The 22,651-nt window shown below is 72.8% G+C and carries 26 protein-coding genes; 15 read left to right on the top strand and 11 right to left on the bottom strand.

All coding sequences use genetic code 11. The features are described from left to right. Positions 1–18: 18 nt before the first annotated feature. Positions 19–216 (top strand): hypothetical protein, encoded by a 198-nt coding sequence (locus ACFYON_RS17930; protein ID WP_354866410.1) that lies wholly within the window; start codon positions 19–21, stop codon positions 214–216. Between the two features lie 60 nt (positions 217–276). Then, entirely contained in the window at positions 277–825 is a 549-nt protein-coding gene (locus ACFYON_RS17925; protein WP_354866774.1) for a YbaK/EbsC family protein, read from the top strand. A 36-nt stretch (positions 826–861) separates the two neighbouring features. On the opposite strand, the gene ACFYON_RS17920 is transcribed toward ACFYON_RS17925, so the two are convergent. From ACFYON_RS17920 to ACFYON_RS17905, 4 genes are all read right to left on the bottom strand, one after another. Further along, on the bottom strand, positions 862–1,494 hold the full coding sequence (locus ACFYON_RS17920; RefSeq protein WP_354866408.1) for a DsbA family oxidoreductase: 633 nt from the start codon (positions 1,492–1,494) through the stop codon (positions 862–864). Positions 1,495–1,514: 20 nt separating this feature from the next. Beyond that, positions 1,515–1,940: a SufE family protein gene (locus ACFYON_RS17915; protein WP_354866406.1), complete on the bottom strand. Its 426-nt coding sequence runs from the start codon at positions 1,938–1,940 to the stop codon at positions 1,515–1,517. Between the two features lie 101 nt (positions 1,941–2,041). Then, positions 2,042–2,461 carry a CBS domain-containing protein gene (locus ACFYON_RS17910; protein ID WP_354866404.1) on the bottom strand — a complete coding sequence of 140 codons (420 nt, stop codon included), beginning with the start codon at positions 2,459–2,461 and terminating at the stop codon, positions 2,042–2,044. A gap of 54 nt (positions 2,462–2,515) precedes the next feature. Then, a complete protein-coding gene (locus ACFYON_RS17905; RefSeq protein ID WP_354866402.1) occupies positions 2,516–4,285 on the bottom strand; it encodes a proline--tRNA ligase in 1,770 nt (589 codons plus the stop codon). Positions 4,286–4,458: 173 nt separating this feature from the next. Here ACFYON_RS17905 and ACFYON_RS17900 point away from each other — a divergent pair, with 173 nt between their 5' ends. Continuing rightward, a complete protein-coding gene (locus ACFYON_RS17900) occupies positions 4,459–4,833 on the top strand; it encodes a VOC family protein (protein WP_354866400.1) in 375 nt (124 codons plus the stop codon). Positions 4,834–4,945: 112 nt separating this feature from the next. After that, positions 4,946–5,107, top strand: a complete 162-nt coding sequence (locus ACFYON_RS17895; RefSeq protein ID WP_354866398.1) for a hypothetical protein — start codon at positions 4,946–4,948, stop codon at positions 5,105–5,107. Here the strand turns inward: ACFYON_RS17895 and ACFYON_RS17890 are convergent. Beyond that, complete coding sequence (locus ACFYON_RS17890) at positions 5,082–5,273, bottom strand: DUF397 domain-containing protein (RefSeq protein ID WP_354866396.1); 192 nt, start codon at positions 5,271–5,273, stop codon at positions 5,082–5,084. The genes ACFYON_RS17895 and ACFYON_RS17890 overlap by 26 nt on opposite strands. After that, positions 5,264–5,941 (bottom strand): DUF5753 domain-containing protein, encoded by a 678-nt coding sequence (locus ACFYON_RS17885; RefSeq protein ID WP_354866394.1) that lies wholly within the window; start codon positions 5,939–5,941, stop codon positions 5,264–5,266. Before ACFYON_RS17885 ends, ACFYON_RS17890 begins: the two co-directional genes overlap by 10 nt. Before the next feature lie 95 nt (positions 5,942–6,036). On the opposite strand from ACFYON_RS17885, the gene ACFYON_RS17880 reads away from it, so the two are divergent. From ACFYON_RS17880 to ACFYON_RS17855, 6 genes are all read left to right on the top strand, one after another. Next, on the top strand, positions 6,037–6,372 hold the full coding sequence (locus tag ACFYON_RS17880) for a hypothetical protein (RefSeq protein ID WP_354866392.1): 336 nt from the start codon (positions 6,037–6,039) through the stop codon (positions 6,370–6,372). After that, positions 6,369–6,926, top strand: coding sequence for a putative immunity protein (locus ACFYON_RS17875; RefSeq protein ID WP_354866390.1), 558 nt, complete (start codon positions 6,369–6,371; stop codon positions 6,924–6,926). The genes ACFYON_RS17880 and ACFYON_RS17875 overlap by 4 nt, the downstream gene beginning before the upstream one ends. Further along, positions 6,923–7,438 carry a putative immunity protein gene (locus ACFYON_RS17870; protein WP_354866388.1) on the top strand — a complete coding sequence of 172 codons (516 nt, stop codon included), beginning with the start codon at positions 6,923–6,925 and terminating at the stop codon, positions 7,436–7,438. The genes ACFYON_RS17875 and ACFYON_RS17870 overlap by 4 nt, the downstream gene beginning before the upstream one ends. A 115-nt stretch (positions 7,439–7,553) precedes the next feature. Then, positions 7,554–8,084 (top strand): SigE family RNA polymerase sigma factor, encoded by a 531-nt coding sequence (locus ACFYON_RS17865; RefSeq protein ID WP_387320933.1) that lies wholly within the window; start codon positions 7,554–7,556, stop codon positions 8,082–8,084. After that, a complete protein-coding gene (locus tag ACFYON_RS17860) occupies positions 8,081–9,250 on the top strand; it encodes a hypothetical protein (RefSeq protein WP_354866384.1) in 1,170 nt (389 codons plus the stop codon). Before ACFYON_RS17865 ends, ACFYON_RS17860 begins: the two co-directional genes overlap by 4 nt. A gap of 162 nt (positions 9,251–9,412) precedes the next feature. Continuing rightward, positions 9,413–10,426 carry a hypothetical protein gene (locus ACFYON_RS17855; RefSeq protein ID WP_354866382.1) on the top strand — a complete coding sequence of 338 codons (1,014 nt, stop codon included), beginning with the start codon at positions 9,413–9,415 and terminating at the stop codon, positions 10,424–10,426. 51 nt (positions 10,427–10,477) lie between these two features. Here ACFYON_RS17855 and ACFYON_RS17850 read toward each other — a convergent pair whose 3' ends face one another. Both ACFYON_RS17850 and ACFYON_RS17845 read right to left on the bottom strand, forming a co-directional pair. Next, entirely contained in the window at positions 10,478–11,881 is a 1,404-nt protein-coding gene (locus ACFYON_RS17850; protein WP_354866380.1) for a PQQ-like beta-propeller repeat protein, read from the bottom strand. A 19-nt stretch (positions 11,882–11,900) separates the two neighbouring features. After that, a complete protein-coding gene (locus ACFYON_RS17845; protein ID WP_354866378.1) occupies positions 11,901–13,388 on the bottom strand; it encodes a hypothetical protein in 1,488 nt (495 codons plus the stop codon). 253 nt (positions 13,389–13,641) lie between these two features. On the opposite strand from ACFYON_RS17845, the gene ACFYON_RS17840 reads away from it, so the two are divergent. From ACFYON_RS17840 to ACFYON_RS17825, 4 genes are all read left to right on the top strand, one after another. Next, positions 13,642–14,412 carry an SGNH/GDSL hydrolase family protein gene (locus tag ACFYON_RS17840; RefSeq protein WP_354866376.1) on the top strand — a complete coding sequence of 257 codons (771 nt, stop codon included), beginning with the start codon at positions 13,642–13,644 and terminating at the stop codon, positions 14,410–14,412. Between the two features lie 2 nt (positions 14,413–14,414). Further along, positions 14,415–14,861, top strand: a complete 447-nt coding sequence (locus tag ACFYON_RS17835; protein ID WP_354866374.1) for a hypothetical protein — start codon at positions 14,415–14,417, stop codon at positions 14,859–14,861. A 158-nt stretch (positions 14,862–15,019) separates the two neighbouring features. Next, the gene (locus ACFYON_RS17830) at positions 15,020–17,953 is read left to right on the top strand and encodes a hypothetical protein (protein ID WP_354866372.1); all 2,934 of its coding nucleotides are present in this window, start codon (positions 15,020–15,022) and stop codon (positions 17,951–17,953) included. A 91-nt stretch (positions 17,954–18,044) separates the two neighbouring features. Next, on the top strand, positions 18,045–18,947 hold the full coding sequence (locus ACFYON_RS17825) for a sulfurtransferase (RefSeq protein WP_354866371.1): 903 nt from the start codon (positions 18,045–18,047) through the stop codon (positions 18,945–18,947). A 57-nt stretch (positions 18,948–19,004) separates the two neighbouring features. On the opposite strand, the gene ACFYON_RS17820 is transcribed toward ACFYON_RS17825, so the two are convergent. The 3 genes from ACFYON_RS17820 to ACFYON_RS17810 are packed head-to-tail and all read right to left on the bottom strand — an operon-like array spanning position 19,005 to position 21,341. Continuing rightward, the gene (locus tag ACFYON_RS17820; RefSeq protein ID WP_354866369.1) at positions 19,005–20,198 is read right to left on the bottom strand and encodes a hypothetical protein; all 1,194 of its coding nucleotides are present in this window, start codon (positions 20,196–20,198) and stop codon (positions 19,005–19,007) included. After that, positions 20,195–20,725: a SigE family RNA polymerase sigma factor gene (locus tag ACFYON_RS17815; RefSeq protein WP_091413638.1), complete on the bottom strand. Its 531-nt coding sequence runs from the start codon at positions 20,723–20,725 to the stop codon at positions 20,195–20,197. Before ACFYON_RS17815 ends, ACFYON_RS17820 begins: the two co-directional genes overlap by 4 nt. A 16-nt stretch (positions 20,726–20,741) precedes the next feature. Continuing rightward, the gene (locus ACFYON_RS17810) at positions 20,742–21,341 is read right to left on the bottom strand and encodes a TetR family transcriptional regulator (RefSeq protein ID WP_354866367.1); all 600 of its coding nucleotides are present in this window, start codon (positions 21,339–21,341) and stop codon (positions 20,742–20,744) included. 91 nt (positions 21,342–21,432) lie between these two features. Here ACFYON_RS17810 and ACFYON_RS17805 point away from each other — a divergent pair, with 91 nt between their 5' ends. Next, entirely contained in the window at positions 21,433–22,584 is a 1,152-nt protein-coding gene (locus ACFYON_RS17805; RefSeq protein WP_354866365.1) for an FAD-dependent monooxygenase, read from the top strand. Positions 22,585–22,651: the final 67 nt, after the last annotated feature.

Below are 22,651 nucleotides of genomic sequence, written 5' to 3'. Positions count from 1 at the left end.
CCGGCCTACGGTGACCGCATGCTGGTCTTCGTCGCCACAGTGGTCCTCTACGTCTTCGGGTTCGTCTTCCTCTACGGCGTGATCCGGGTCGGCGTCCGGCACGGCATCGAGGACGCCGAGGCGAACCGTCCCGAGGTGCTGCGCCGCCGGCAGCTCACCACCGCCGAGAGCCGGGACTTCGCCCAAGAGAACGCGTTCCTCAGCAATCCCAACTGAAGGGCGAGGGCCGGGGTCCGGCGGGCCGATCCGCAGGGCGGGTGCGAGGATCGCGGCATGATGGGGACGCTGAAGACGGAGCCGGCCCGGACGCGGCTCGACCTGCTGGCCCCGCCGGTCGCCGCGGTTGTGCAGGTGTGGCCGGCCGAGGCCCCGGTGGACGTGGACGACGTGCTGGTCGCCCCGATCGACGCCGACCTGGCCGACACCGCCGCCTTCTGCGAGGCGTACGAGGTGGGGCTGGCGGAGTCGGCAAACTGCGTGGTGGTCGCCGGTAAGCGTGGCGGTGAGACCCGGTACGCGGCCTGCGTCGTGCTCGCCACCACCCGCGCCGACGTGAACGGCGTGGTCCGCAAGCTGCTCGACGTACGCAAGGCGAGCTTCGCGCCGATGGCCGAGGCGGTCGAGTTGAGCGGCATGGAGTACGGCGGGATCACGCCGATCGGCCTGCCGGCGGACTGGCCGATCCTCGTCGACTCCCGGGTGATCGCCACGCCGCACGTGATCATCGGATCGGGCGTACGGCACAGCAAGATCGCCCTGCCCGGGCCGGCGCTCGGCGCGCTGCCCGGGGCGAGGGTGGTGGAGGACCTGGCCAAGCCGGCCTAGGTCCTCATCCGCATCGATCTTGTTCCACGTGAAACATCAGGCTGCCGCTTCGCGCTGCGCCACCTCGCGCAGCGCGGCGAGCAGCGTCTCCGGCTCCTGGGCGCCGGTGACCGCGTACTTCCCGGCCAGCACGAACGTCGGCACGCTGGAGACGCCGAGCTGGTGGGCGGTGCTCAGGTCGGCGGCGACCTCCCGGCGGCCCAGGTTCGACTCCAGGTACTGCCGCGCCTCGCTCTCGTCCAACCCGGCCTCACCGGCCAGCGTGACGAGCGCGTCGGTCGAGCCGACGTCGACGCCGTCGTGGAAGTGCGCCCGGTAGAGCCGCTCGACCATCTCGGCGGAGCGGCCGTGCTCGGTGGCGAACCGCACCAGCCGGTGCGCGTCGAACGTGTTCGCCGCCACGGCGCGGTCGAACCGCAGGTCGAGGCCCGCGCCCGCGGCGACACCAGTGACGTGCGCGGCCATCCCCTCGGCCTTGTCCCGCCCGCCGAACTTGTCGCCGAGCGCCTCCAGCAGCGGCTTCGGCTCGGTGACCGGCGTCGGGTCCAGCTGGAACGGCCGGAACCGGACGTTCACCTCGCCGTCGTACGACTCCAGTGCCTGTTCCAGCCGGCGCTTGCCGATCCAGCACCAGGGGCAGACCACGTCGGCGTAGATCTCGATGTCCATGACCAGCGACAACCCGCCGGTCAGGAGATCTGTTCCCGGACCTGGCGCTTGAGCCGGGCCAGGATGGCGGTGCCGCCGCGTACCCGCAGCGGGCTGATCGCCTGCGCCAGGCCCATCCGCTGGTAGAGGTCGTCCGGTACGGCCAGCACCTCCTCGGCGCTCGCCCCGGCCAGCCCTTCGGCGAGGATGCCGGCGAACGCGCGGGTGGTGGGCGCCTCCGGCGGGCAGTCGAAGACGGTGCTCACGGTCTTGTCCGCGTTCACCTCGGCGCGCAGGAAGAACGCGGTCTGGCACTCGGGGACCTGCTCCAGCTCCTCCCGGCTCACGCCCTCGGGCAGGGGCGGGATCACGTCGGAGAACTCCAGCAGCATCTCCAGGACGACGTCGCGGGGCGCGGCGGCGAACTCGTCGACGATCTCGGCCAGCTTGGTCGGCATCTCGGGCATGGGTCGAGGCTATCCGCCGCCGCGCGTCGCCACGCGACGGTGTCGAGCGGGGCCTGCGACGGTGCCGAGCGGGCCCCGCGTCACGCGAGCGGGGCCCGCCCTCACATGTTCGGTGCCGCCTCGCTGATGTCGCTGAGCGCCGACTGGGGGTCGAGCTGCATGGCGAGGTCACCGAGGGAGACGATGCCGACGAGCTTGCGCTCGTTGTCGCACACGAGCACCCGGCGGATGTTGCGCTCGCGCATCAGCGCCGCCGCCTCGTTCGCCGTGCAGTTCTGCTCGATCATCACCACCTCGCGGGTGATGATCGAACCGATGGTCGTGCTGCCGGGGTCGGCGCGTTCGGCCACCGCCCGAACCACGATGTCGCGGTCGGTCAGCATGCCGGCGAGCGTGGCACCGTCGGTCACCACCACATCGCCGATGTCCGACTCCTTCATCACCCGGGCCGCCTCGTCCAACGGGGTCTCTGCCGGGAGGTAGACCACCTGCCTGGTCATGACGTCACTGACGCGGAACATGAGAGCCTCCGAACGCTTCGGTCGATCCGTTTGCGGTACCCGGTGGCGCGATTGCTACACCCCGTCGCGGTGCGTCGCGCGTACCTCGTCGCGCAATCGCTCCACGATGGCCTCCACCGGCAGTTCGGTGCGCTCACCGGTAGCCCGGTCGCGCAGTTCCACGTACCCCTCGGCGAGGCGACGGCCGACCACGACGGCGCGCGGGATGCCGATCAGCTCGGCGTCGGTGAACTTCACCCCGGCGGACACGTGCGTGCGGTCGTCGACCAGCACGTGCAGGCCGGCGGCGGCGAGCCGCCCGCCGAGGTCGAGCGCCGCGTCGAGCTGCGGCCCCTTCCCGGCGGCGATCAGGTGTACGTCACACGGCGCGACAGCGGCCGGCCAGACCAGCCCTCTGTCGTCGTGGTGTTGTTCGGCCACGGCGGCGACCGCCCGGGACACGCCGATGCCGTAGCAGCCCATCGTCGGCCGGACCGGCTTGCCCTGAGGGCCGAGCACGTCTACCGCGAAGGCGTCGGTGTACCGGCGGCCGAGTTGGAAGATGTGCCCGACCTCGATGCCCCGCCGGATGGTCAGCTCGCCGTCGGCGCAGGCCGGGCAGGGGTCGCCGGGCCGCACCTCGGCCGCCTCGATCGTGCCGTCCGGAACGAAGTCGCGCCCGCACACCACGTCGGTCGCGTGTCGGCCCGGCTCGTTCGCGCCGGTCAGCCAGGCGGTGCCGGACACCACGCGAGGGTCGACCAGGTAGCGGATGCCGTGCTTGGCCAGGATCTGCGGCCCGATGTAGCCGCGGACCAACTCCGGGTGGGCGTCCCAGTCCTCGAAGACCGCCACGGTGGCGGGGGCCAGCACCGCCTCGACCCGCTTGAGGTCCACCTCGCGGTCGCCGGGCAGCCCGATCACCAACAGCTCGGCCTGCTCCGCACCGGGTCGGCGGACCGTGAGGACAACGTTCTTCAACGTGTCGGCGGCGGTCCAGCCGGTGCGCCCGCCCAGTTTGCGGGCCTCGGCCAGCTCGACCAGGGCGGCGATGGTCGGCGTCTCCGGGGTGTCGTGCACCTCGGTGGACGGGTGCGCGTCCGGGTCACCGGCGGCCGGGGCGCGGGTCACCACCGCCTCGGTGTTCGCCGCGTAGTCGCAGGCGGTGCAGCCGACGAACGTGTCCTCGCCGACCGGCGTGGCGGCCAGGAACTCCTCCGAAGCGGAGCCACCCATCGCGCCGGACATCGCGTGGACGGTGGTGAAGTCCAGCCCGAGCCGGGTGAAGACGCGCTCGTAGGCGGCCCGGTGGCGGTCGTACGCCTGCTGGAGCCCGGTCTCGTCCAGGTCGAACGAGTAGGCGTCCTTCATCAGGAACTCGCGCCCGCGCAGCAGACCGGCCCGGGGCCGGGCCTCGTCGCGGAACTTGGTCTGGATCTGGAACAGCGTCACCGGGAAGTCCCGGTACGACGTGAACAGGTCCTTCACCAGCAGCGCGGCCAGTTCCTCGTGGGTCGGCGCGAGCAGGTGCTCGGCGCCCTTGCGGTCGGCGAGCGTGAAGATGTCGTCCCCGTACTCGGTCCACCGCCCGCTGGTCCGGTACGGCTCGGCCGGGAGCAGCGCCGGGAAGTGCACCTCCTGGTCGCCGATGGCGGTCATCTCGTCCCGCACGATCGCGGTGATCCGGTCCAGCACGAGCTTGCCCAGCGGCAGCCACGTGTAGCCGCCCGGCGCGGCCCGGCGGACGTATCCGGCGCGCAGCAGCAGCCGGTGGCTCGGCACCTCCGCGTCGGCCGGGTCCTCGCGCAGGGTCCGGAGCAGCAGGGTCGACATGCGCAGCAGCATTGCCGCAGCTTATGGCGCGAGTGGACGGCCGGGCGACCCCTTTCGGTGTCCGTGTGGACCGCTCGTCGCCAGCTCGGCGAGGTGGCGGTATCGACGCCAACCGGATGCCGCCACCCCGCCGAGGTGGCGCGGACGGGCCAGAAAATGCCGCGAGGATGGGGTAGGAATGCGGCATGGCTGAGCGACCGCTGATGAAGCTGACGACCACGGTGCTGGACGCGCCGTCCGCAGAGGACCTGGCCGCGTTCTACGAGCGGCTGCTCGGCTGGATCCGGCACGAGGAAGAACCCGAGTGGGTCGTGCTCGCCCCGCCGGAGGGCGGCCACTGGCTGGCGTTCCAGGACGAGTCGGCCTACGTGCGGCCGGTGTGGCCGGCCGGTCCCGGTGACCAGCAGATGTCGGTCCACCTGGACATCAAGGTCGACGACCTGGAGGCGGCCGTGGCGTACGCGGTGTCGGTGGGCGCGACGCTGCCGGACTTCCAGCCGCAGGACGACGTCCGGGTGCTCCTCGACCCGGTGGGTCACCCGTTCTGCTTCTATCTCTGATGACCGGTGGCGCCACTCCGTCGGCTCGCGCGACCAGCCAGTACGCGACGACGACCGGCAACCTGACCGCCCGCATGGCGCTGCACTCCCGGACGAGTTGGCGGTTCCGGCCGTGGAGCCGATCCTGGCCTACATCGCCAGCATGATCGGGTCGCTCACCGCAGCGCAGGAGGCGGCGGCGCGGGAGGTGGTGGGCGCCCGCATCGACGCCGAGGGCGCCTTCCGGGTACGCAAGCACACCGTCCTGGTCAGCGCGGTGCGCGGCTCCGGCTGACGCGGATGAAGGACCGCCAGGCATCAGGTGTGAAGGTGAGCACCGGCCCGGTCGGGTCCTTGCTGTCCCGCACCCCGACCACACCGGCAAGGTTGTCCGCCACCTCGACACACTCGCTCTGGCCGCTGCGGGTGGACTTGCGCCAGACCGCGCCGATCAGCTCCACGACTCGACCACTTCCTTCATCAGCTCGATCGACTGCCGGCGGGACAGTGCCTCGCTTCGGACGCTCTCCCATCTGGACAGCAGGATAGCTACGTCCTCATCTTTGTCGATCACTGTTCCGCCGAGTTGGTTCTCCAGGTAGCCGAGCCAACCCCCGTCGGCGCCCCGAGCGAGGGTGAACGGCCCGGTCAGTCCGATATGCAGGCCCACGTCTGCCGGAATGATGTGAATCGCGATGTGCGGGTGGCTGCTCGCCTCAATCAGGTGCGCCACCTGCTGGCTCATCAACCCGCGAAAGCTCTCGTCGGCGCGGCGCAGGACGGTCTCCTCGATCACCGCGACGAACTTAGGTGGATCGGCGACGGCGAGCACTGCCTGCCGGTCGAGTCGGACCGCGAGCCGCCGTTCTGCTTCCTGCTCGGCGAGCATGTCGTCCGTGTCGCGCTCGGCGAGCGTGAGCAATGACATCAACAACCCACCCGTGCCCAGCACCTCGTCGGCGCGGCGCAGGAAGAACCGGTCCAGCGGCCGGTGACCCAGCTCGACCGCCGACACCTGGGAGCCGGAGAAGTGCACCAGTTTCCCGAACTCTTCCTGACTCAGCTCGGCCCGTAAGCGCAGCCGCCGCAGTTGTGTGCGGATCAACTCGGCGGTCGGCTCGTTCTCCACACGCCCTCCCCGGTCGGCCGCCGGTCTCCCGGCCCTTTCCCGGACCAGCCCCGACGACTTCCGAGCGTAGTGGCGTTCTCAGCAGACTGTCACGCATGAACCTTCCGGTACCCCGACTCGGGCCGTACCCCGATCGGCCGCGCCCCTACCCGCCGGGCCAGCCCGCCCACCTGCCAATCCGGCCGCTGTGGCTTTGCCGCGCCTGCGGCGGACCGTGGCCCTGCGCGCAGGCCCGCCTGCTGCTCAAGGCCGAGTACGCGGACCACCCGGTCGACATGGCCGTCTACCTGTCCGGGCTCTACCACGAGGCCACCCACGACCTGTTCCGCCTCAACCCGCAGGACGGGCCGACCCCGCGCGAGCTGTTCGAGAGGTTCGTCGGCTGGGGGCCTTACCGGCGCGGCGCCACCGATACGATGCCGGCGACATGACAGCGCCCGGGGACTTCGAGCTGACGACGGACGAGCTGCGCGAGGTGGCGCGGTACGCGGTCCGGCACGCCGAGGACGTCCTCCCGGTCTACGAGCGGGCGGTTCCCGGCGACGGCCGTCCCCGCGCGGCTGTCGAGGCGGCCTGGACGTTCGTGCGCGGTGCCGCCCGGACGAAACTCCAGCGGGTCGCGTCCCTGGAGGCGCACCGCGCCGCCCGGTCCGCTCCCACCGAGTCCGTGCGTCTGGCCGCCCGGGCCGCCGGTGACGCGGCGGCCGCCGCGTATCTGCACCCGATCGCGAAGGCCACCCAGGTCGGTCACATCCTGCGGGCCGCCGCCAACGCCGCGCGGGTCGCCGAACTGGAGGCCGGTGGCGACGAGACCGTGGGCGAGGCGGTGCTGGACCGGTACCGGCGGCTCGCCACACCCGTGTTGGTCGACGTGCTCCGCCGCTACCCGCCGGTGACCGGCGGCGGCGGCCGGGTCGCCCGGCTCATGAGCACCTTGGACCACGACCTACGCCAGGGCGGCGCCGGATCGGAGGCCGGGCCATGATCCTGCCGACGGTCCGCGATCCCCGGTTCATCACCAGCCGCCGGGGCGGGACGCTCACCGACGAGCACCACCACCTGCTGGCGCTCTGGGCGGCCACCTGCGCCGAGCACGTCCTCGGGCTGTTCGAGGCGGTCCGGCCGGACGATCCGCGTCCGCGCGAGGCGATCGAGCACGCCCGGGCCTGGGTGCGGGGCGAGGTGAAGATGATGCAGGCGCGGACGGCCGGTGGGCACGCCATGGGCGCGGCCCGGGACCTGCGCGGGGCGGCCCGCCACGCCGCGTACGCCGCCGGTCAGGCCGCCGTCGTGGCCCATGTCGCCGCGCACGAACTCGGCGCCGCCGCGTACGCGATAAAGGCGGTACGCGCGGCGGCGCCCGTCGGGCTCGGCGAGGCGGCCGGGCGTGACGAGTGCCGGTGGCAGCGCGACCGGCTCCCGGCGGAGATCCGTGACCTGGTCCTGGACGACCAGCGCCTGCGCAACGACATCTGCTGGTCGGTCTTCGACTGCTGACGCCGGCCGGAGCCGGTCGGGAAAGAGTCACCGGCGGCGGCAACCATGGCGTGGACAGGTGGCGTCTCGGAAGGCGTCACGCTGATGCACCACCTGACCCCAAGGACCGGCTCGTGTGGACCCTCTCCTGAATGAGTTCGACCTTTTCGTCCGAACTCGCACCGCCGCGTTACTGCGATCCGCCTACCTGCTGACCGGCGACCAGCATCTGGCCGAGGATCTCGTCCAGTCCGCGCTCGCCCGTACCCACCGTGCCTGGAACCGGTTGCACGAGACCGGCAACGCGGAGGCGTACACCCGGAAGATCATGTACCACCTCCAGGTCTCCTGGTGGCGGCGCCGCCGGGTGGCCGAGTCGATGCCGGGCGACATGCCCGAGCCGCGCGGAGGCGGCTCGGCCCCCGACCACGCCCAGCAGACCTCGCTCCGGCTGACCCTCCGGGCCGCGCTGGCCCGGCTGTCGGCCAAGCAACGGGCCGTGCTGGTCCTGCGGTTCTTCGAGGACCGCACCGAAGCCGAGGCCGCCGAACTACTCGGCGTGACCGTCGGCACCGTCAAGAGCCAGACGTTCAAGGCGCTGGCGAAGCTGCGCAGCGTGGCCCCGGAGCTCGCCGAGCTGTACGTCACGGAAGGAACCGCCCGATGAACCAGGACCGACTGCGTTTCGACCTGTCCGACCTGGCCGAGGAGGTCACCCCGGTCGACCTGCGGGACCGGGCGCTGCGTACCTCGCGGCGACTCGGCATCCAGCGGGCCGTCGCCACCTCCGCCGCCGCGCTCGTGGTGCTGGCCGCCGCGACCGGAACCGCACTGGCGATCCGGCCGAACAGCCAGGCGCCCGCACCCGCCGGGCCCTCGGTGACCGTCACCGCCCCGCCGGTCGAGCCGTCCCGTACGCCCTCCACCGACCCGTCCCGCACGACGTCGACCGCGCCCGACGGCACCACCGATGGTGGGTCCAGCGCCGCCGCGACGTTCGGGCGGATGGTCTACGGGCCGTCGCTGCTGCCGGACGGCACGTCCTCGACGAGCACCGTCCGTCTCCAGTCCTGGCGACCGGGCGGCGACCCGGTCCGCCTGCTCGGCGTCCCGTACGAGGCAGCGGTGCTCAACGTCGCGGTGTCGCCCGACGGAAAGCGGGTGGCGTGGGCCGACGAAGCCGGTGCGGTCTGGGTGTCGGACCTCGACGGCTCGGGGCGGCGCAAGCTCAGGGACGGCCTCGACAACCTGTGCTGGTCACCCGTCTGGTTGCCGAACTCGCAACAGCTCGTCGTGCGGGTGACCGCCGGCGGCGACACCGGCCTGCTGGACGCCTCCTCCGGGAAGTTCACCAAGGTCACCGGCCTCGACGGCTGTCACGCCGTGTTCGCGGCGAACGGAACGCTGGCGTTCGCCGACGGCTCCGACGGCACGATCGTCCTCACCGACCGGAACGGCAACGGGCGGCGGACGATTCCGGACCTGGGCACCAAGGGCAGCCGGTACGTCGCCTTCGACCTGTCCAGTCTCTCCCCGGACGGCCGGCGGATCGCGCTGTTCCGGATCGACCGCAGCGGCACGTACGGCGACGCGGCGCGGGACCTCGACGTCAACGCCGTGCTCGACACCCGCACCGGCAAGGAGGTGGCGCTGCCGCTGGAGGGGCGTCAACTGCGGCAGGTCTTCTTCCAGCCGGACGGGTCGATGGTGGTCCGGGTCCGCAGTGGTGACGGCTACACGGTGATCCTGGTGGACGCGGCGGGCAAGAAGCTCGCCGAGCGGGCGGAGCCCTCGGCGCTGCGGAACATGCAGATCGTCAACGCGCTCGGCTGAGCGACTCATCGGGGCGGGCCACCGGAAGGTGGCCCGCCCCTCGTCGTTCCAGCGCGGTCGAGGCGGTCGAACTTTTCTCGATCAGGCGGCAACCACGCAGAACGAAATCGACGTCTGGGAGTGCGTCAGAGACGCGCACCACCAACCCCCGAGGACCGAATCGTGAACGTCATCGTCACCACCGCCCGCGGACTGCGTACCGTCGCCGCCCTCGCCGCCGCCGCGTTCGTCGCCGTGGGTGTGAGCGCTTGCGGCGACGGCGGGTCCGAGCCGTCCGCTCCCGCAGCCGGGCAGTCGTCCGCCGTCGCACCGTCGTCCGCCGCACCGAGCCCGTCGGACGCCTCCTCCGCCGCACTGCCCGGCACCCGGTACTACCTGTCGTTCGGCGAGCAGGCCGCGGAGGTGCACGTGGTCAAGGGCGGCATCGACCGGGTGAGCGCCAGCGTCCCCTACGGCGGCGGCGACTGCGTCCGGAACACCATCACCATCTCCCCGTACGGCGAGCGGCTGGCCTGGGTGGAGGGGGGCGCTGGGGCGGAGGCCGGCGCGCTCGTGACCACCCGGATCGACGGCAGCGACCGGGCCACCATCGCGGCGGAGTCGCCCTTCTCCGGCAAGGCGCCCTGCGACGGCGGCGACCCGCTCGTGTGGAACACCGACGACCGGGTGCTGGTGCAGCAGGACGGCCACATGGCGCTCATCGACCTGAGCAGCCGCAAGCCCGCCGACGGCGACGCCGGCAACGAGACCCTGAAATGGTGGACGCCGGACGGCCGCAACTGGGCCGCCGTCTCCGAGGGTCGGCCGTACGCGACGACCGACCCGAAGGTGAGGTTCTACCGCTACACGCCGCCGGCGGTCCAGGCGGCCCGCTACGACGGCTGGCGGGTCCGCAGCGTCTCGGCGGACGGCCGGTACGTGGCCGTCGGCTGGATCAACAAGGACGAGACCCGCAACGACGGGAGCTTCGCGGTGGTCGACACCACCATCAGCAAGACCGTCGAGCTGCCCGGCGAGGGCGCGGTCCGCAGCATCCTGTTCAGCACCGACGGCACGGTGCTGGTCCGGCGCGACAGCGGTATCAGCGTCCTGGACAAGCGTTTCCAGCCGGTCGGGACCGTGACCGAGCCGGTCGGGCTGAGCGGGGCGGCGCTGCTGGCGTACGTGCCTGCCTGACGACGGGCGACGCGGGGCGGGTCACCGAGGGGTGGCCCGCCCCGCGTCGTTTCAGCGCAGGACGGTGATCGCCGCGTCCGCGCTGACCTGCTTCCACGGCACCAGCACCACGGTGCCGTCGCGTTCCAGCACCTTTGCGTCGCTGCCCTCGGTGCCGGCCGAACGCGGCGCCTCGGCCAGCACGTCCACCTTTCCGGTGGCCGGGTCGATCCGGACCAGCCGGGGGGCGAGATCCCGCCGGTCGCCCACCTCCCACGCCAGCACACCCTGATCGTCGAGGCGGATCAGTTCCACCTCGCTGTCGGTGTGCCCGGCCGACACCCAGCGCCGCTTCCCGGTGGCCAGGTCGATCGCCACCACCTGATTGGCCTGGCGCATCCGGTCGCCGACCGGAGAGGCTTCGGTGGGCAGGTAGAGCGTGTCCGCGTCGGCCAGGTACGGCCTGATCTCCGGCCCCTCGACCGTGTTGGAGCGGTTGACCGCGAGGTCGCTGAACCGCGTACCGTCGACGGGGTTGCCGAAGGTGGCCCGCTCCTTGCCGGCGGCGTCGCGCGCGACGAACGTCTCGCCGACCAGGCCGGGCAGGCTGACCAGCGGGTCGGCGCTCAGCACCCCGCCGCTCTGCTGCGCGGCCGGCAGGTCGTGCTTCCAGCGCGGCTTGCCGGTGGCCGGGTCCAGGCCGAGCAACGCTCCCCGGTCGCCGTCGCAGAGCGCGGTGACCACGGCCTGGTCCCCGGTGGCCTGCGCGTCGGCCAGGCGGCAGTCGCGGCCGGGCAGCAGCCGGTCGGCGTCGGCCTGCCACAGCCGCTTGCCGTCGGCCAGCGAGTACCCGAGGACGCTCTGGTCGCTGCGCACGACGACCTGCCCGTTCGTCACCGACAGGTCCGGCGCGGTGACCGTGGACCGGCCCTTGCGGCGTTCGACCGGGAACGTCGCCCGCCACGTCCGGGTGCCGCCGGCCGCGTCGAACCCGACGAGCGTGTCGCAGGACTCGGCGGATCCGAGCGCCACCACACCACGCCCCTCGGCCAGCGTCTGCGCCGCCGCGCACAGCGATGTCGCCTGTGGCGCGGGCACACCCCACGCCTGGGCGCCGTCGCCGAGCCGGTAGGCGATGATCCCGTCCGGCTGGGCCCGGACCACCGCGTCGCCGACCAGCCAGGCGCCGAACATGTCCTGCCCGTCGTACGTCTTCAGCCCGTTGCGCTGCAGTTCCGGGAAGTCGAGCACCCACGCGGTACGCAGCTTCCGCCCGTCGCCGTCACCGCCGCCGACCAGCCGGGACACGCCGTAGGCGGTGCCGCCCGCGACCGCCAGCACGGCCACCAGGCCACCGGCGACGAGCAACGCCAGGCGTCCGCGTTTCCCGGGCGCCGCGGGCGGCGGGGCCACCGGCGGCGGCCAGCCCGCCGGGGGGTACGCGGGGGGCGGCTGCTGCTGGTGCTGATACGTCATCAGTCGTCTCCGTTCCCGGTCAGCGCGCCTGCGCGCGGACGTAGTCAGCCCAGCCGGCCTGGAACTCGTCGAGCGACACGCCGAGCACGTCCCGGGCGGCGCGGTCGGTCGGGGTGCCGGCGTAGACGGCCTCGACGAAGCGGAACAGCTTCGGCTCACCGTGCTTCTCGGCGAGGTGGTTCATCGCGGTGTGCCCGAGCCAGTAGTGGAAGCTCAGCCGGTCGGGGTTGTCCCACTCGCCGTTGCCGGGCAGCTTGCCGTTCCACCCGTTGCGGACCAACTGCCGGGCCGGCGCGGTGCGTTCGCTGGCGGTCAGCGGAAGGCCGCTGAAGGCGATGTACTCGGCGAAGCCCTCGACCACCCACTCGTCGAGCTTGTTGAACTCGTCCACGGCGGCCAGGTCGGTGCGGAGCGTCATCAGCGAGTGCGCGATCTCGTGCCGCAACACCATGCGGGCGTCGTTGTCGCCGCCGGAGCGGGTGAAGTAGCGATCGGTGGTGTCCACCACGATGCGGGTGCCGCCGATCGTGGCCTTGCCGTCCTTGCGCTCGGCCGCGACCATGCCCACCGAGAAGCCCGCCGCGGTGGCCTTCTCGGTGCCGATCCGGTAGAGCGAGGTCATCTCGTCCTTGCCCGCGGCGAACGTGACGACGAACTTGCCCGTCATCGGTTCGGGCGGCGCGTTGGCCCGCCACACGGCCAGGTTGTCCGTCACCGACCTGTCGACGGCCAGGGCGTACCGTACCGCCAGGTCGGCCCGGGCCGCGTCGGTGATGATCAGGGCGTACGCGGTCCGCTCGACATGGATCTCCTGCCACTTGTCCCACGGCCCGGGGTAGTAGACGGTCTTCGAGTCGCCGTTGCCGCCGGCCGGTGCGCCGGTCACAGCGGTGACCCGGATCGGCGCGTCCTTGCCGGCGCGGACGATCGTCCAGCGGTACCACTCGGCGACCGGGGCCAGGTCGAAGCCGTCCAACTGGTGCACGAACGAGACGTCGAGCTGGAACGTGACGCCCTGCCCGAACGCGTCGCTGGCGCGGCCCTGCTTCTCGACCGTCTCGTAGCGGGCCACCGACAGCGGCAACTTCGCCAGGTTGCGGAAGAGCTGGGTCTGCCCGGCGATCAGCTCCTCGCGGGCCGGGTCGAACGCGGCCAGGTAGCCGTCCAGGTCCTTCGCCGCCAGCGCCTTGCTGTGCCGGTCGAGCAGGGCGTTCAGCTCGGCGTCCGTGACGGTGACGCCGTTCGCGCCGGCTGCCGCCTTCGGCGCCGGGCCGTCCTCGTCGTCGCCGCGCAGGCCCAGCCCGACGCCGACCGCCGTGCCGGCGCAGACCGCCAGCGCGAGCGCGCCCGCCGCGAGACCGATCCATAGCCCTCGGCGGGACTTCGGCGCCCGGGGCGGCGGCGGCCCCCACGGGACCGGCTGCGCGGGCGGCGGTGCTCCGCCGTACCGGGGGTCGGCGTTGCCGGGCGGCGGCCAGCCCGCCGCGGGAGGGTGCCCCTGCGTCATCTGGTTCCTCGCTCGTGCCGTGTGCGGGACCGGCCGGACGGTTCCGCGCGGCCGGACGACGGGAGCCATCATCCCCGGTCCGGACGACGGATTCTGCCCCGGCTGGCGTGTCTGGTCGATTCGTCCCCCCGGGTGCCGCTCGTTGCAGGACGTCGAGACATCCGCCACGTCCGGCGTCCAGGGCCAGCGGGATCGGTCCGCGCGGTGACAGACTGTGCGATGCACTTCTGCCGGGACGTCTGAGGGAGGCGCCGTGCGCTGGCGCAGCTACGTGGCGGTGGGCGACAGCTTCACCGAGGGCATGGACGACGCGTATCCGGACGGCAGCTACCGGGGCTGGGCCGATCTGGTCGCCACCCGTCTCGCCGCCGAGGCCGGACCCGACTTCGGGTACGCCAACCTGGCCATCCGGGGCCGGCTGTTCCCGAACGTGGTGGCCGAGCAGGTGCCGTCCGCGCTGGCCATGAAGCCCGACCTGATCAGCTTCGCGGCCGGTGGCAACGACGTGCTGCGCCGCAGCTTCGACCCGGACTCGTTCGTCCCCCGCTTCGACTCGGTCGTGCAGCGGCTGCGGTCCGTTGGCAGCGACGTGGTGCTGTTCCGGTTCGCCGACGTGATGTCCCGGCTGCCCGGCCAGCGGATGATGGCCCCGCGCGTGGCGTTGCTCAACCGGGTGGTGGGCGAGGTGGCCGAGCGGCACGGCGCGATCCTGGTCGACCTGTACGCCGACGACACGTACCTCAACCCGCTGCTCTGGAGCACCGACCGGATTCACCTCTCCGCGGAGGGCCACCGCCGGGTCGCCGCCCAGGTGCTCACCGCGCTCGGCGTCGGCTGCGACGAGGAGTGGCTGCTGGTCCCGCCGCACCCGGCGCCCAGCCCGTGGATGGCCGCCCGTGCCGCCGATCTGCGCTGGGCCGGCAAGCACCTCGCGCCGTGGCTCAAGCGTCGGCTGACCGGGCGGTCCTCCGGGGACTTCCTCACCGCCAAGCGGCCGGTGCTCGGCCCGGTCGACGCCGACTGAGCGTGCGTACCGTCCACGCCGCCGACCTGCTGCGGCTGACAGCCGACGACCCGCCCCGCGCCGGGTTGGCCGTCGTGGTCGCCGGTGACCGGGTCGAGGCGATCGTGCCGACGGCCGAGTTGTCCGGCGCGTACCCCGGGGTGCGGGTGCGGCGGTGGGCCGGCACTCTCGGGCCGGCGCTGGTGCACGACGGCCCGCTGCCCCCGGCGCCCACGCCCCGCGAGCGGGTGCACGCGCTGTTCCGGCTCGGCGTCGCCGCCGTGGTCGAGGAACACGTCACCGATCCGGCGCTGCGGTCCGCCGCGTTCCGCAACGACGTGGCGGTGCTGACCGCCGCCCGGCCGTCCGCGCTGGTGACCGGCGGTCGGGCCGACCTCGCCGTGTTCGGCCTGGACGGCTCCTGTCTGGCCACAGTGGTCGCCGGTCGCCTGGTGCACCGCCGCGCCTGAACCGGCCGGACGGCTCGACCTTCACCGTCGATCGTCCGATCTGCTTCCTCGCCCGGCTATTGGGATCGCCCGATGTCCGGCCGGATGGATAACATCCGCTGCCTCCGTCGATCACGTACGGGGCGACATCGGGGAAAGGTGGATGGGGTTTGACCCTCATGCCTGACAGAAATCGACGTCGGAACGGCCGGCGAGGTCTGCTCGCCGCCGCGCTGTCGATCGTGACCGTGGCCGGAACGGTGACCGCCACCGCGGCGCCGGCCGCCGCGTACGACATCCGCTACGAGACGAACACCTCCTGGGCCTGGACCGACTCGCGCTCACCCGCCAAGATCAATATCGATCAGCCCGGCGACCTGCCGGTCGGCACCTGGACGGACGCGAAGGGTCGCCCGCACACGTCGCGCGCCTACTTCACGTTCGACATCTCCCGCTACCGGGGAGCGGAGATCGAGACGGCCAAGCTCGACGTCAAGGAGACGGCCGGCGCGGACTGCACCAAGCGCCCGAAGATCGAGCTGTGGCGCACCGCCGCCTACACCGCCCGGTCGAGCTGGCAAAAGCCGCCGGCCGACCTGGCCCTTGTCGACAGCCGCCAGCTCACCGACCAGACCGTCTGCCCGGCGCCCCGGGTGGAGTTCGACGCGGTCGAAGGGCTGCGCCAGGCGCTCGCCGAGGGCCGGTCGACGCTGACCCTCTCGCTGCGGCTGCCCGCCGACGCCGAGCGGGACCCGGCGCTGGGCCGGAAGTTCGCCACCAAGGTCGGCATCTCGGTCGACTACAACTTCCGCCCGGGCGTGCCGACGGAACTGCAGACCACCGACGGAACGGCGTGCACCACCGCCGAGCCGTACCAGGTGATCCGGAACCCCACGATCTCCGGAGTGGTGCACGACCGGGACCGCAACGACGGCGGCGGCACGGACCACCTCGAAGTCTCCTTCGCGGTCTGGCCGGTCGACGAGCCGGAGGCGCGGATCGAGCAGACGGACAACGCACGCGACGGCGAGCGCGCCACCGGCCGTTTCGACCACATGTATCCGTCGCCGTTCGAGCACGACCGGACGTACGCCTGGCAGATGCGGGCAGCCGACAGCCGGGCCACCGGCGAGTGGAGCCCGGTCTGCTACTTCCGCCTCGACATCCGTGGCCCGGCCACCGCGCCCACCGTGACGTCCACCGACTTCCCGGACGACCGCGAGTGGCATCCCGCGCTGCCCGGCGAGTTCACCTTCACCGCCAACGGCGCCGCCGATGTGGTGAGGTACGGCTACTCGTTGGACTCCGGGGGCCAGAAGACGGTCGATGCGGACCGGACGGGCGGTACGGCCACCGTCACGCTCACCCCGGACCGGGGCCCGAACACCCTGCGGGTATGGAGCCTGGACGCGGTCGGCAACCGCTCGGCGACCACCGAGTACACATTCCTCGCCGAGGACGTGTCGCCGGTCATCGAGGGACGGCTGAACGAGATCGGGGTGCCGGCCACGTTCCAGCTGCGTCCGCAGATGGACGGGGTGGTGCGCTACCGCTACGGCCTGGACGGCGACCCGGAGCGGACGGTCGAGGCCGCCGCCGACGGCTCCGCCGCGATCACCGTCACCGCGACCCGGGGCGGCTTCCGCACCCTCACCGTCACCAGCGTCACGGCCGGCGGCGTGGAGGTCACCGGCAGCCGGGAGTTCCAGTTGCTGACCGAGCCGAAGATCTCGGCCACGGTCTACGAGGACTGGGGCTCCGGCGGCGGTCCGGGCATCCCGGGTGTCTTCACCTTCACCCCACGCCTGCCCGACACCGTCAGCTACCGCTACCAGTTCAACCGCGAGCCGGGCACGGTGGCCGCGAAGGCCGACGGCACCGCGTCGATCACCTGGACCCCGACCGGTGAGGGCTGGGTGGACCTCGCCGTGTGGAGCGTGAGCCGGGACGGCACCGAGTCGGAGCCAGCGACCTGGTTCTTCCGGGTGCGGGACCTGCGACCCGCCGTCTCCGCCGACCCCTACCGGGCCGACTGGCCCATGGGGGGCCCGGGCCAGCCGGGCGAGTTCCGGTTCACCTCGGAGATCGAGGAGACGGTGGCCTTCCTCTACCGGTTCGACGACGGCGCCGAGCAGCGCGTCGAGACGGGCAACCGGGCGACGGTGAGCTGGACGCCCACCGAGGGCGGGACGCACACGCTCACTGTCGTCGGGGTCGCCGCGGACGGCACCCGCTCGCCCGAACAGGTCTGGACGTTCCTGGTCAACGACGCCCCGCAGGTCCGGTCGGCGGAATACCCGGAGAACGACAGCAGCGGCCTGCCCGGAGTCGCCGGGACCTTCACCTTCACGCCGCAGCGGTCGAACGTGGTCAAGTACCACTACTCGTTCCAGGGCGCGGAGACGACGACTGTCGACGCGGCGGCCGACGGCACCGCCACCGTCACCTGGACGCCGGAGAATCCGGGCTGGCACCAGTTGACGGTGATCGCGGAGACCGCCGACGGCACGCGTACCGGGCAGCGGGAATACCAGTTCACCGTCCGGGACCCGCAACCGCGGGTCATCTCGTACCTGTACAGCGAGTGGGGTTCGAGCGGCGGCATCGGCGTGCCCGGTGGCTTCCGCTTCCACTCCGACCTGCCGGACACCGTGGCGTTCGTCTACCGGCTCAACGGCGGGCCGGAGCAGACCGTCGACGTCAACGACGGGACCGCCGCCGAGCTGACCGTCACCCCGGACCGGGCCTTCCGGAACACGCTCACCGTCCGGGCCCGCTCGGCGTCCGGCGAGCTGTCCCCGGAGGCGAGCTTCTCGTTCCTGGTCAGCAGCACGCCGGGCGTCAGCTCGACGACCTACCCGATCGGCGGGTCGGGTGGCGGTCCGGGCGTGCCGGGTGTCTTCACGTTCACCCCCGGGATGCCGGACGTCGACAGGTACGTCTACCAGCTCGACTACGCGCCGGAGGTCACCGTGCCGGCGGGTGCGGACGGCTCCGCCTCGGTCACCCTCACGCCGGCCGAGGCCGGCTGGCACACGCTGACCGTGTACGCGATCGACAAGGCCGGCAACCAGTCGGACCCCACGTACCAGTGGTTCATCGTCGAGGGCTGATCGTCTGATCGCACCGGCCCCCACCACCTTTCGCAAGGTGGTGGGGCCGGTGTCACATCCGTCGCCCCGGATCCGGCGTACCTTGGGGATCATGCCTGTGCCGAGCGATCCGCATCCCCACCTCCAGTCGTACGCCGACCCGCAGCGCCTGGTCACCACCGAGTGGCTGGCCGAGCACCTGGGCGACGAAGGGCTCGTGGTGGTCGAGTCCGACGAGGACGTGCTCCTCTACGACACCGGCCACATCCCCGGCGCCGTCAAGGTCGACTGGCACACCGAACTCAACGACCAGGTCACCCGCGACTACCTGGACGCCGCGAGCTTCGCCGAGATGTGCGCGGCCAAGGGCATCGGGCGGGACGACACCGTCGTCTTCTACGGCGACAACTTCAACTGGTGGGCCGCGTACGCCCTCTGGGTCTTCACGCTCTTCGGTCACCCCGACGTGCGGCTGCTCGACGGCGGCCGGCAGAAGTGGATCGCCGAGGGACGGGAACTGACCCGGGACAAGGTGAGCCGGCCCCGCGCCTCGTACCCGGTGCCGGAGCGGAACGACGCGCCGATCCGCGCGTACCGGGAGCAGGTCATGGACCACGTGGCGGCCGGCCGGCCGCTGGTGGACGTGCGTTCGCCGGGCGAGTACACCGGCGAGATGCTGCACATGCCGGACTACCCGCAGGAGGGCGCGCTGCGCGGCGGGCACATCCCGGGCGCGGTGAGCAAGCCGTGGAAGTCCGCCGCGAACGACGACGGCACGTTCAAGTCCGCCGACGAGCTGCGCGCCATCTACGCCGACCAGCTCGGCCTGAGCCCGTCCGACGACGTGGTGGCGTACTGCCGGATCGGCGAGCGGTCCAGCCACACCTGGTTCGTGCTGCACCACCTGCTCGGGTTCCCGCAGGTGCGCAACTACGACGGCTCGTGGACCGAGTGGGGCAACCTGGTCCGGGCCCCTGTCGTGAGGGGCGACCAGCCCGGCGGCCTGACCCGCTGAGCGTCCCGGCCGGTCCCGCCGTCACCGCGCGGTGGGACCGGCCGCGTTCCGGGTCGGTCAGCGGGCGGCGATCGACAGCCGGCCCGGGACGTCGCTCGCCACCCAGTCGACAGCGCCGGTCTCCGGCCGCCACCGGGCCAGCCCGGCGTCGTAGCGGAACAGCAGCGCGCCGTCGGCGGTCCAGCCGTACACCTCGCAGCACCCCTTCGCCCGGTCCTCGCGGCCCAGGTCGAGCAGGCGGGTCACCGCCCCGGTCCGGGCGTCGAGCACCGCCACGCCCTCGGCGCCGATCATCGTGCCGGCGATGCCCGCGGTGGTGGTCCACCCGGCCTGCCCGATCCGGTCGCCGCGCTGCCAGCCCCGCCCGTAGACCTCGTTCACCTGGTAACCGGGGGGAAGCTCACCGGTGGTCACCGGCCGCCGCTGCGGCGCGCCACCGGAGGCGGGGAACCGGTGTACGGCCAGGCCGCCGTCCCCGGACCAGCCGCCGACAGCGAACAGGTCGCCGGACCGGGCCGGCTCGGGTACGACGAGCGTCCAGGGGTCGACCGGGAGCTTCCGCGCCGATCCGGTGCGCCGGTCCAGCTCGTACGCGGTGTCGTTGTCCCCGACCACCAGCCGGTCCCCGGCCCAGACAACGTGCTCCAGGTAGCCGGTGAGCGGGTAGCGGCGGACCGCGCCGTCGGTCAGGCCGACCACGACGACCTCGCCGGTCTGCGCGAACGCGGCGGTACGGCCGTCTGGCGACAGGCTGCCCGGCTTGAGCGGAGCGGCTTCGTTGCCCCCGGCGTCGCGGGTGGGCGCGAGCGTCACCACGTCGAGTTCCCGGACCATGCCGTCGTCACCCAGCACCCGGACCGGGCCGGCCTCGCCGGTATCCGGGTCGATCGGCTGATAGAGCGCCAGCGCGCGGCGCACCGGGCGGTCGGAGAGGCGGTAGGCGACCGGGTCGCCGAGCCGGCCCAGCGGGTCGTCCGCCTGTCCGAGCCGGTCCGGGGGCCGTTGCACCACCGGAGCGCTCGGCGCCGAGGTCACAGTCGGGCGGGCCGGTGTGGCGGGGGGCGGGCCGGAGCGGTGCAGCAGCACCGTCGTACCGCCGCCGAGCAGGACCACGGCGACGGCCGCGGCGCCGGCGGCCCGGCGGGCGCGGCGGACCCGCCCGGCCCGCTCCCATCCCGTCTCGGCCGACCGGGTCGGCCGGATCTCCTCGGCGGCCCGGGTAAGCAGCCCGGTCAGCTCGGGTTCGTTCACGGGTTCGCCTCCATCCCGGTCACCAGGTCGTCTCCGGACGTGCCGGGGGCGGGTACGACGTGGCGCAGCCGGCGCAGCGCGTCGTGGCACTGGCTCTTGACGGTGCCGACGGTGACGCCGAGCGCCTCGGCGGTGGCGACCTCCGTCAGGTCCTCGAAGTAGCGCAGCACCACGACGGCCCGCTGGCGCGGTGGCAGCCGGTCCAGTGCCGCGCGCACGGTGAGCCGCAGCGCGGCGTCGGCGTCCGCGCCCGGCCGGTCCGGCGGGTACGCGCTGAGCCACTCCCGTCGCCGGCGCCGCCACCAGGAGACGGCGTCGCGGTAGAGGATGGCGCGCACGTACGCGGCCGGGTCGCCGTCGCGCACCGACGACCAGCGCAGCGCCAGCTTGAGCAGCGCGTCCTGGAGCAGGTCCTCGGCCTGGTGGCGGTTCCCGCAGATCAGGTACGCGGCGCGCAGCAGCCGGTGCTGGTGCGCCTCGACGAAGGCGAGGTAGTCCGCCCGCCCGTCGTCCGCGTTCCGCCCCATCCGGCTCCTCCCTCCGTCACCCGCCAGACGCGCGGGACGGGGGCAAAGGTTGGGTCAGGTAGCGCTGAATCGTCGGGCCGACCCAGGTGGTCAGTTCCTCGGGGTCGAGGTCCACCACCGGCGGCAGCCGGACGACGTACCGGGTGAGCGCGAGACCGAGGATCTGGCTGGCCACCAGGCCGGCCCGGCGGGCGGCGGTCGCCGGGTCGGCGACGGAACGGGCCACTGCGGCGGCGAGCTGGTCGGCGAAGACGCCGCGCATCCGTTCGGCCGCGCCGGGGTTGGTGGCGGCGGCCCGGAGCAGGGCGACGAGTGTCCCGTCCGCCTCCCAACGGCGTACGAAGTGCCGGGTCAGTGTCTCGCCGAGCCGGTCCGGCGGCACCTCGGCCAGGTCGGGCAGGCGCAGGTCGAACTCGGCCGCCGCGGCGAAGAGTCCCTCCTTGCTGCCGTAGTAGCGCATCACCATCGAGGGGTCGATGCGGGCGTCGGCGGCGATGGCCCGGATGGTGGCCCGGTCGTAGCCGTCGGTGGCGAAGCGTTCCCGGGCGGCGCGCAGGATGGCCGCCCGGGTGGCGTCCGAGCGGCGGGCGCGGGTGGCGGGTTCAGTCACGTCCACGACTGTAGGCCAACGCGTGTTGACATCGGCTCTACAGTGGGGTCAACAAGCGTTGGCAAACAGTTGTTGACCCGAGCCCGGAGGTGGAGCGATGCTGCCCGAACACACTGACGTCCTCGTGGTGGGAGCCGGGCCGACCGGCCTGGCCGTGGCGGTGACGCTGGCCGGGCACGGCGTGACCGCGACGGTCGTCGACCGGCTCGCCGAGCCGCCGGTCACGTCACGCGCCGCAGTCGTGCACGCCGGAACGCTCGAAGTGCTGGACCGGATCGGGATCGCCGCGCCGCTCGCCGCCCGAGGGCTGCGCTCGGCCCGGTTCAGCGTCCGCGGCCGGGACCGGGTACTGCTCACCGTCCCCTTCGACAGGTTGCCGTCGCGCTACCCGTACGCGCTGCTGATCTCGCAGGCCGAGACCGAGGCGGTGCTCACCGACCGGCTCACCGCGCTCGGCGGGCGCGTGCTGCGGCCGTACGAGATGACCGGGCTGGACCTCGACGCCGACGGCGCCGTCGCCTGCTTCGACGGCGACCGCGCGGTCCGGGCACGCTGGATCGTCGGCGCGGACGGGATGCACAGCCGGGTCCGCGAACTCGCCGGCATCGGCTTCGGCGGCCCGGCCGACCCCGGGGAGTCGTTCCTGCTCGCCGACGTACACGTGGACAGCGCGCTCCCGCGCGACCAGGTGAGCCTCTTCCTGTCCCGGCAGGGTCCGCTGGTCTGGGCGCCGCTGCCCGACGGCACGGTCCGGCTGGTCGCCACAGTGGACGACGCGCCCCGCGACCCGCAGGCGCACCACTTCCAGGCGCTGCTCGACGAGCGCGGTCCGGCGCGCCGGCCCGACCGGATCACCGGCATGGCGTGGTCGTCCCGATTCCGGATCCACCACCGGATCGCGAGCACGTACCGCTCCGGCCCGGTGCTGCTCGCCGGGGACGCGGCGCACGTGCACAGCCCCGCCGGTGGGCAGGGGATAAACCTCGGCCTGCGGGACGCGGTCGCCCTCGGCGACGCGCTCGCCGCCGGCCCGCAGGCCCTCGACGGGTACGCCGCCGATCGCCGTCCCCTCGCCGAGGAGGTGCTCGGTTTCGCCGCCGGGCTGACCCGGCTCGCCGCCGTCCCACCGGCCGTGCGACCGCTGCGGAATCTGCTGCTCCGGGTGGTCTCCGCGCTGCCGCCGGCCCGCCACCGTATCGCCGTCCGCCTGGCCGGCTTCGAACCCACTCCCTCCCGCCCCCGTCCTTGACCTCGCTGATCTTGCAGTGGCGGCCCCTTCGCCGTTCCTTGTGTACGCCCTTGCCCGGGCGAAAAGT

The sequence above is a fragment of the Micromonospora sp. NPDC005686 genome, assembly GCF_042871665.1.
Lineage (GTDB): Bacteria > Actinomycetota > Actinomycetes > Mycobacteriales > Micromonosporaceae > Micromonospora.
Note: the sequence above shows the minus strand (reverse complement) of the source record. Positions and strands in the feature narration are given on the sequence as shown.

What these genes read in the sequence shown, in the direction of transcription:
- ACFYON_RS17930 (WP_354866410.1), top strand. Translation starts at nt 19, where the DNA reads ATGCTGGTCTTCGTCGCCACAGTGGTCCTCTACGTCTTCGGGTTCGTC.
- ACFYON_RS17925 (WP_354866774.1), top strand. Translation starts at nt 277, where the DNA reads ATGGGGACGCTGAAGACGGAGCCGGCCCGGACGCGGCTCGACCTGCTG.
- ACFYON_RS17920 (WP_354866408.1), bottom strand. Translation starts at nt 1,494, where the DNA reads ATGGACATCGAGATCTACGCCGACGTGGTCTGCCCCTGGTGCTGGATC.
- ACFYON_RS17915 (WP_354866406.1), bottom strand. Translation starts at nt 1,940, where the DNA reads ATGCCCGAGATGCCGACCAAGCTGGCCGAGATCGTCGACGAGTTCGCC.
- ACFYON_RS17910 (WP_354866404.1), bottom strand. Translation starts at nt 2,461, where the DNA reads ATGTTCCGCGTCAGTGACGTCATGACCAGGCAGGTGGTCTACCTCCCG.
- ACFYON_RS17905 (WP_354866402.1), bottom strand. Translation starts at nt 4,285, where the DNA reads ATGCTGCTGCGCATGTCGACCCTGCTGCTCCGGACCCTGCGCGAGGAC.
- ACFYON_RS17900 (WP_354866400.1), top strand. Translation starts at nt 4,459, where the DNA reads ATGGCTGAGCGACCGCTGATGAAGCTGACGACCACGGTGCTGGACGCG.
- ACFYON_RS17880 (WP_354866392.1), top strand. Translation starts at nt 6,037, where the DNA reads ATGAACCTTCCGGTACCCCGACTCGGGCCGTACCCCGATCGGCCGCGC.
- ACFYON_RS17875 (WP_354866390.1), top strand. Translation starts at nt 6,369, where the DNA reads ATGACAGCGCCCGGGGACTTCGAGCTGACGACGGACGAGCTGCGCGAG.
- ACFYON_RS17870 (WP_354866388.1), top strand. Translation starts at nt 6,923, where the DNA reads ATGATCCTGCCGACGGTCCGCGATCCCCGGTTCATCACCAGCCGCCGG.
- ACFYON_RS17860 (WP_354866384.1), top strand. Translation starts at nt 8,081, where the DNA reads ATGAACCAGGACCGACTGCGTTTCGACCTGTCCGACCTGGCCGAGGAG.
- ACFYON_RS17850 (WP_354866380.1), bottom strand. Translation starts at nt 11,881, where the DNA reads ATGACGTATCAGCACCAGCAGCAGCCGCCCCCCGCGTACCCCCCGGCG.
- ACFYON_RS17845 (WP_354866378.1), bottom strand. Translation starts at nt 13,388, where the DNA reads ATGACGCAGGGGCACCCTCCCGCGGCGGGCTGGCCGCCGCCCGGCAAC.
- ACFYON_RS17830 (WP_354866372.1), top strand. Translation starts at nt 15,020, where the DNA reads ATGCCTGACAGAAATCGACGTCGGAACGGCCGGCGAGGTCTGCTCGCC.
- ACFYON_RS17825 (WP_354866371.1), top strand. Translation starts at nt 18,045, where the DNA reads ATGCCTGTGCCGAGCGATCCGCATCCCCACCTCCAGTCGTACGCCGAC.
- ACFYON_RS17815 (WP_091413638.1), bottom strand. Translation starts at nt 20,725, where the DNA reads ATGGGGCGGAACGCGGACGACGGGCGGGCGGACTACCTCGCCTTCGTC.
- ACFYON_RS17805 (WP_354866365.1), top strand. Translation starts at nt 21,433, where the DNA reads ATGCTGCCCGAACACACTGACGTCCTCGTGGTGGGAGCCGGGCCGACC.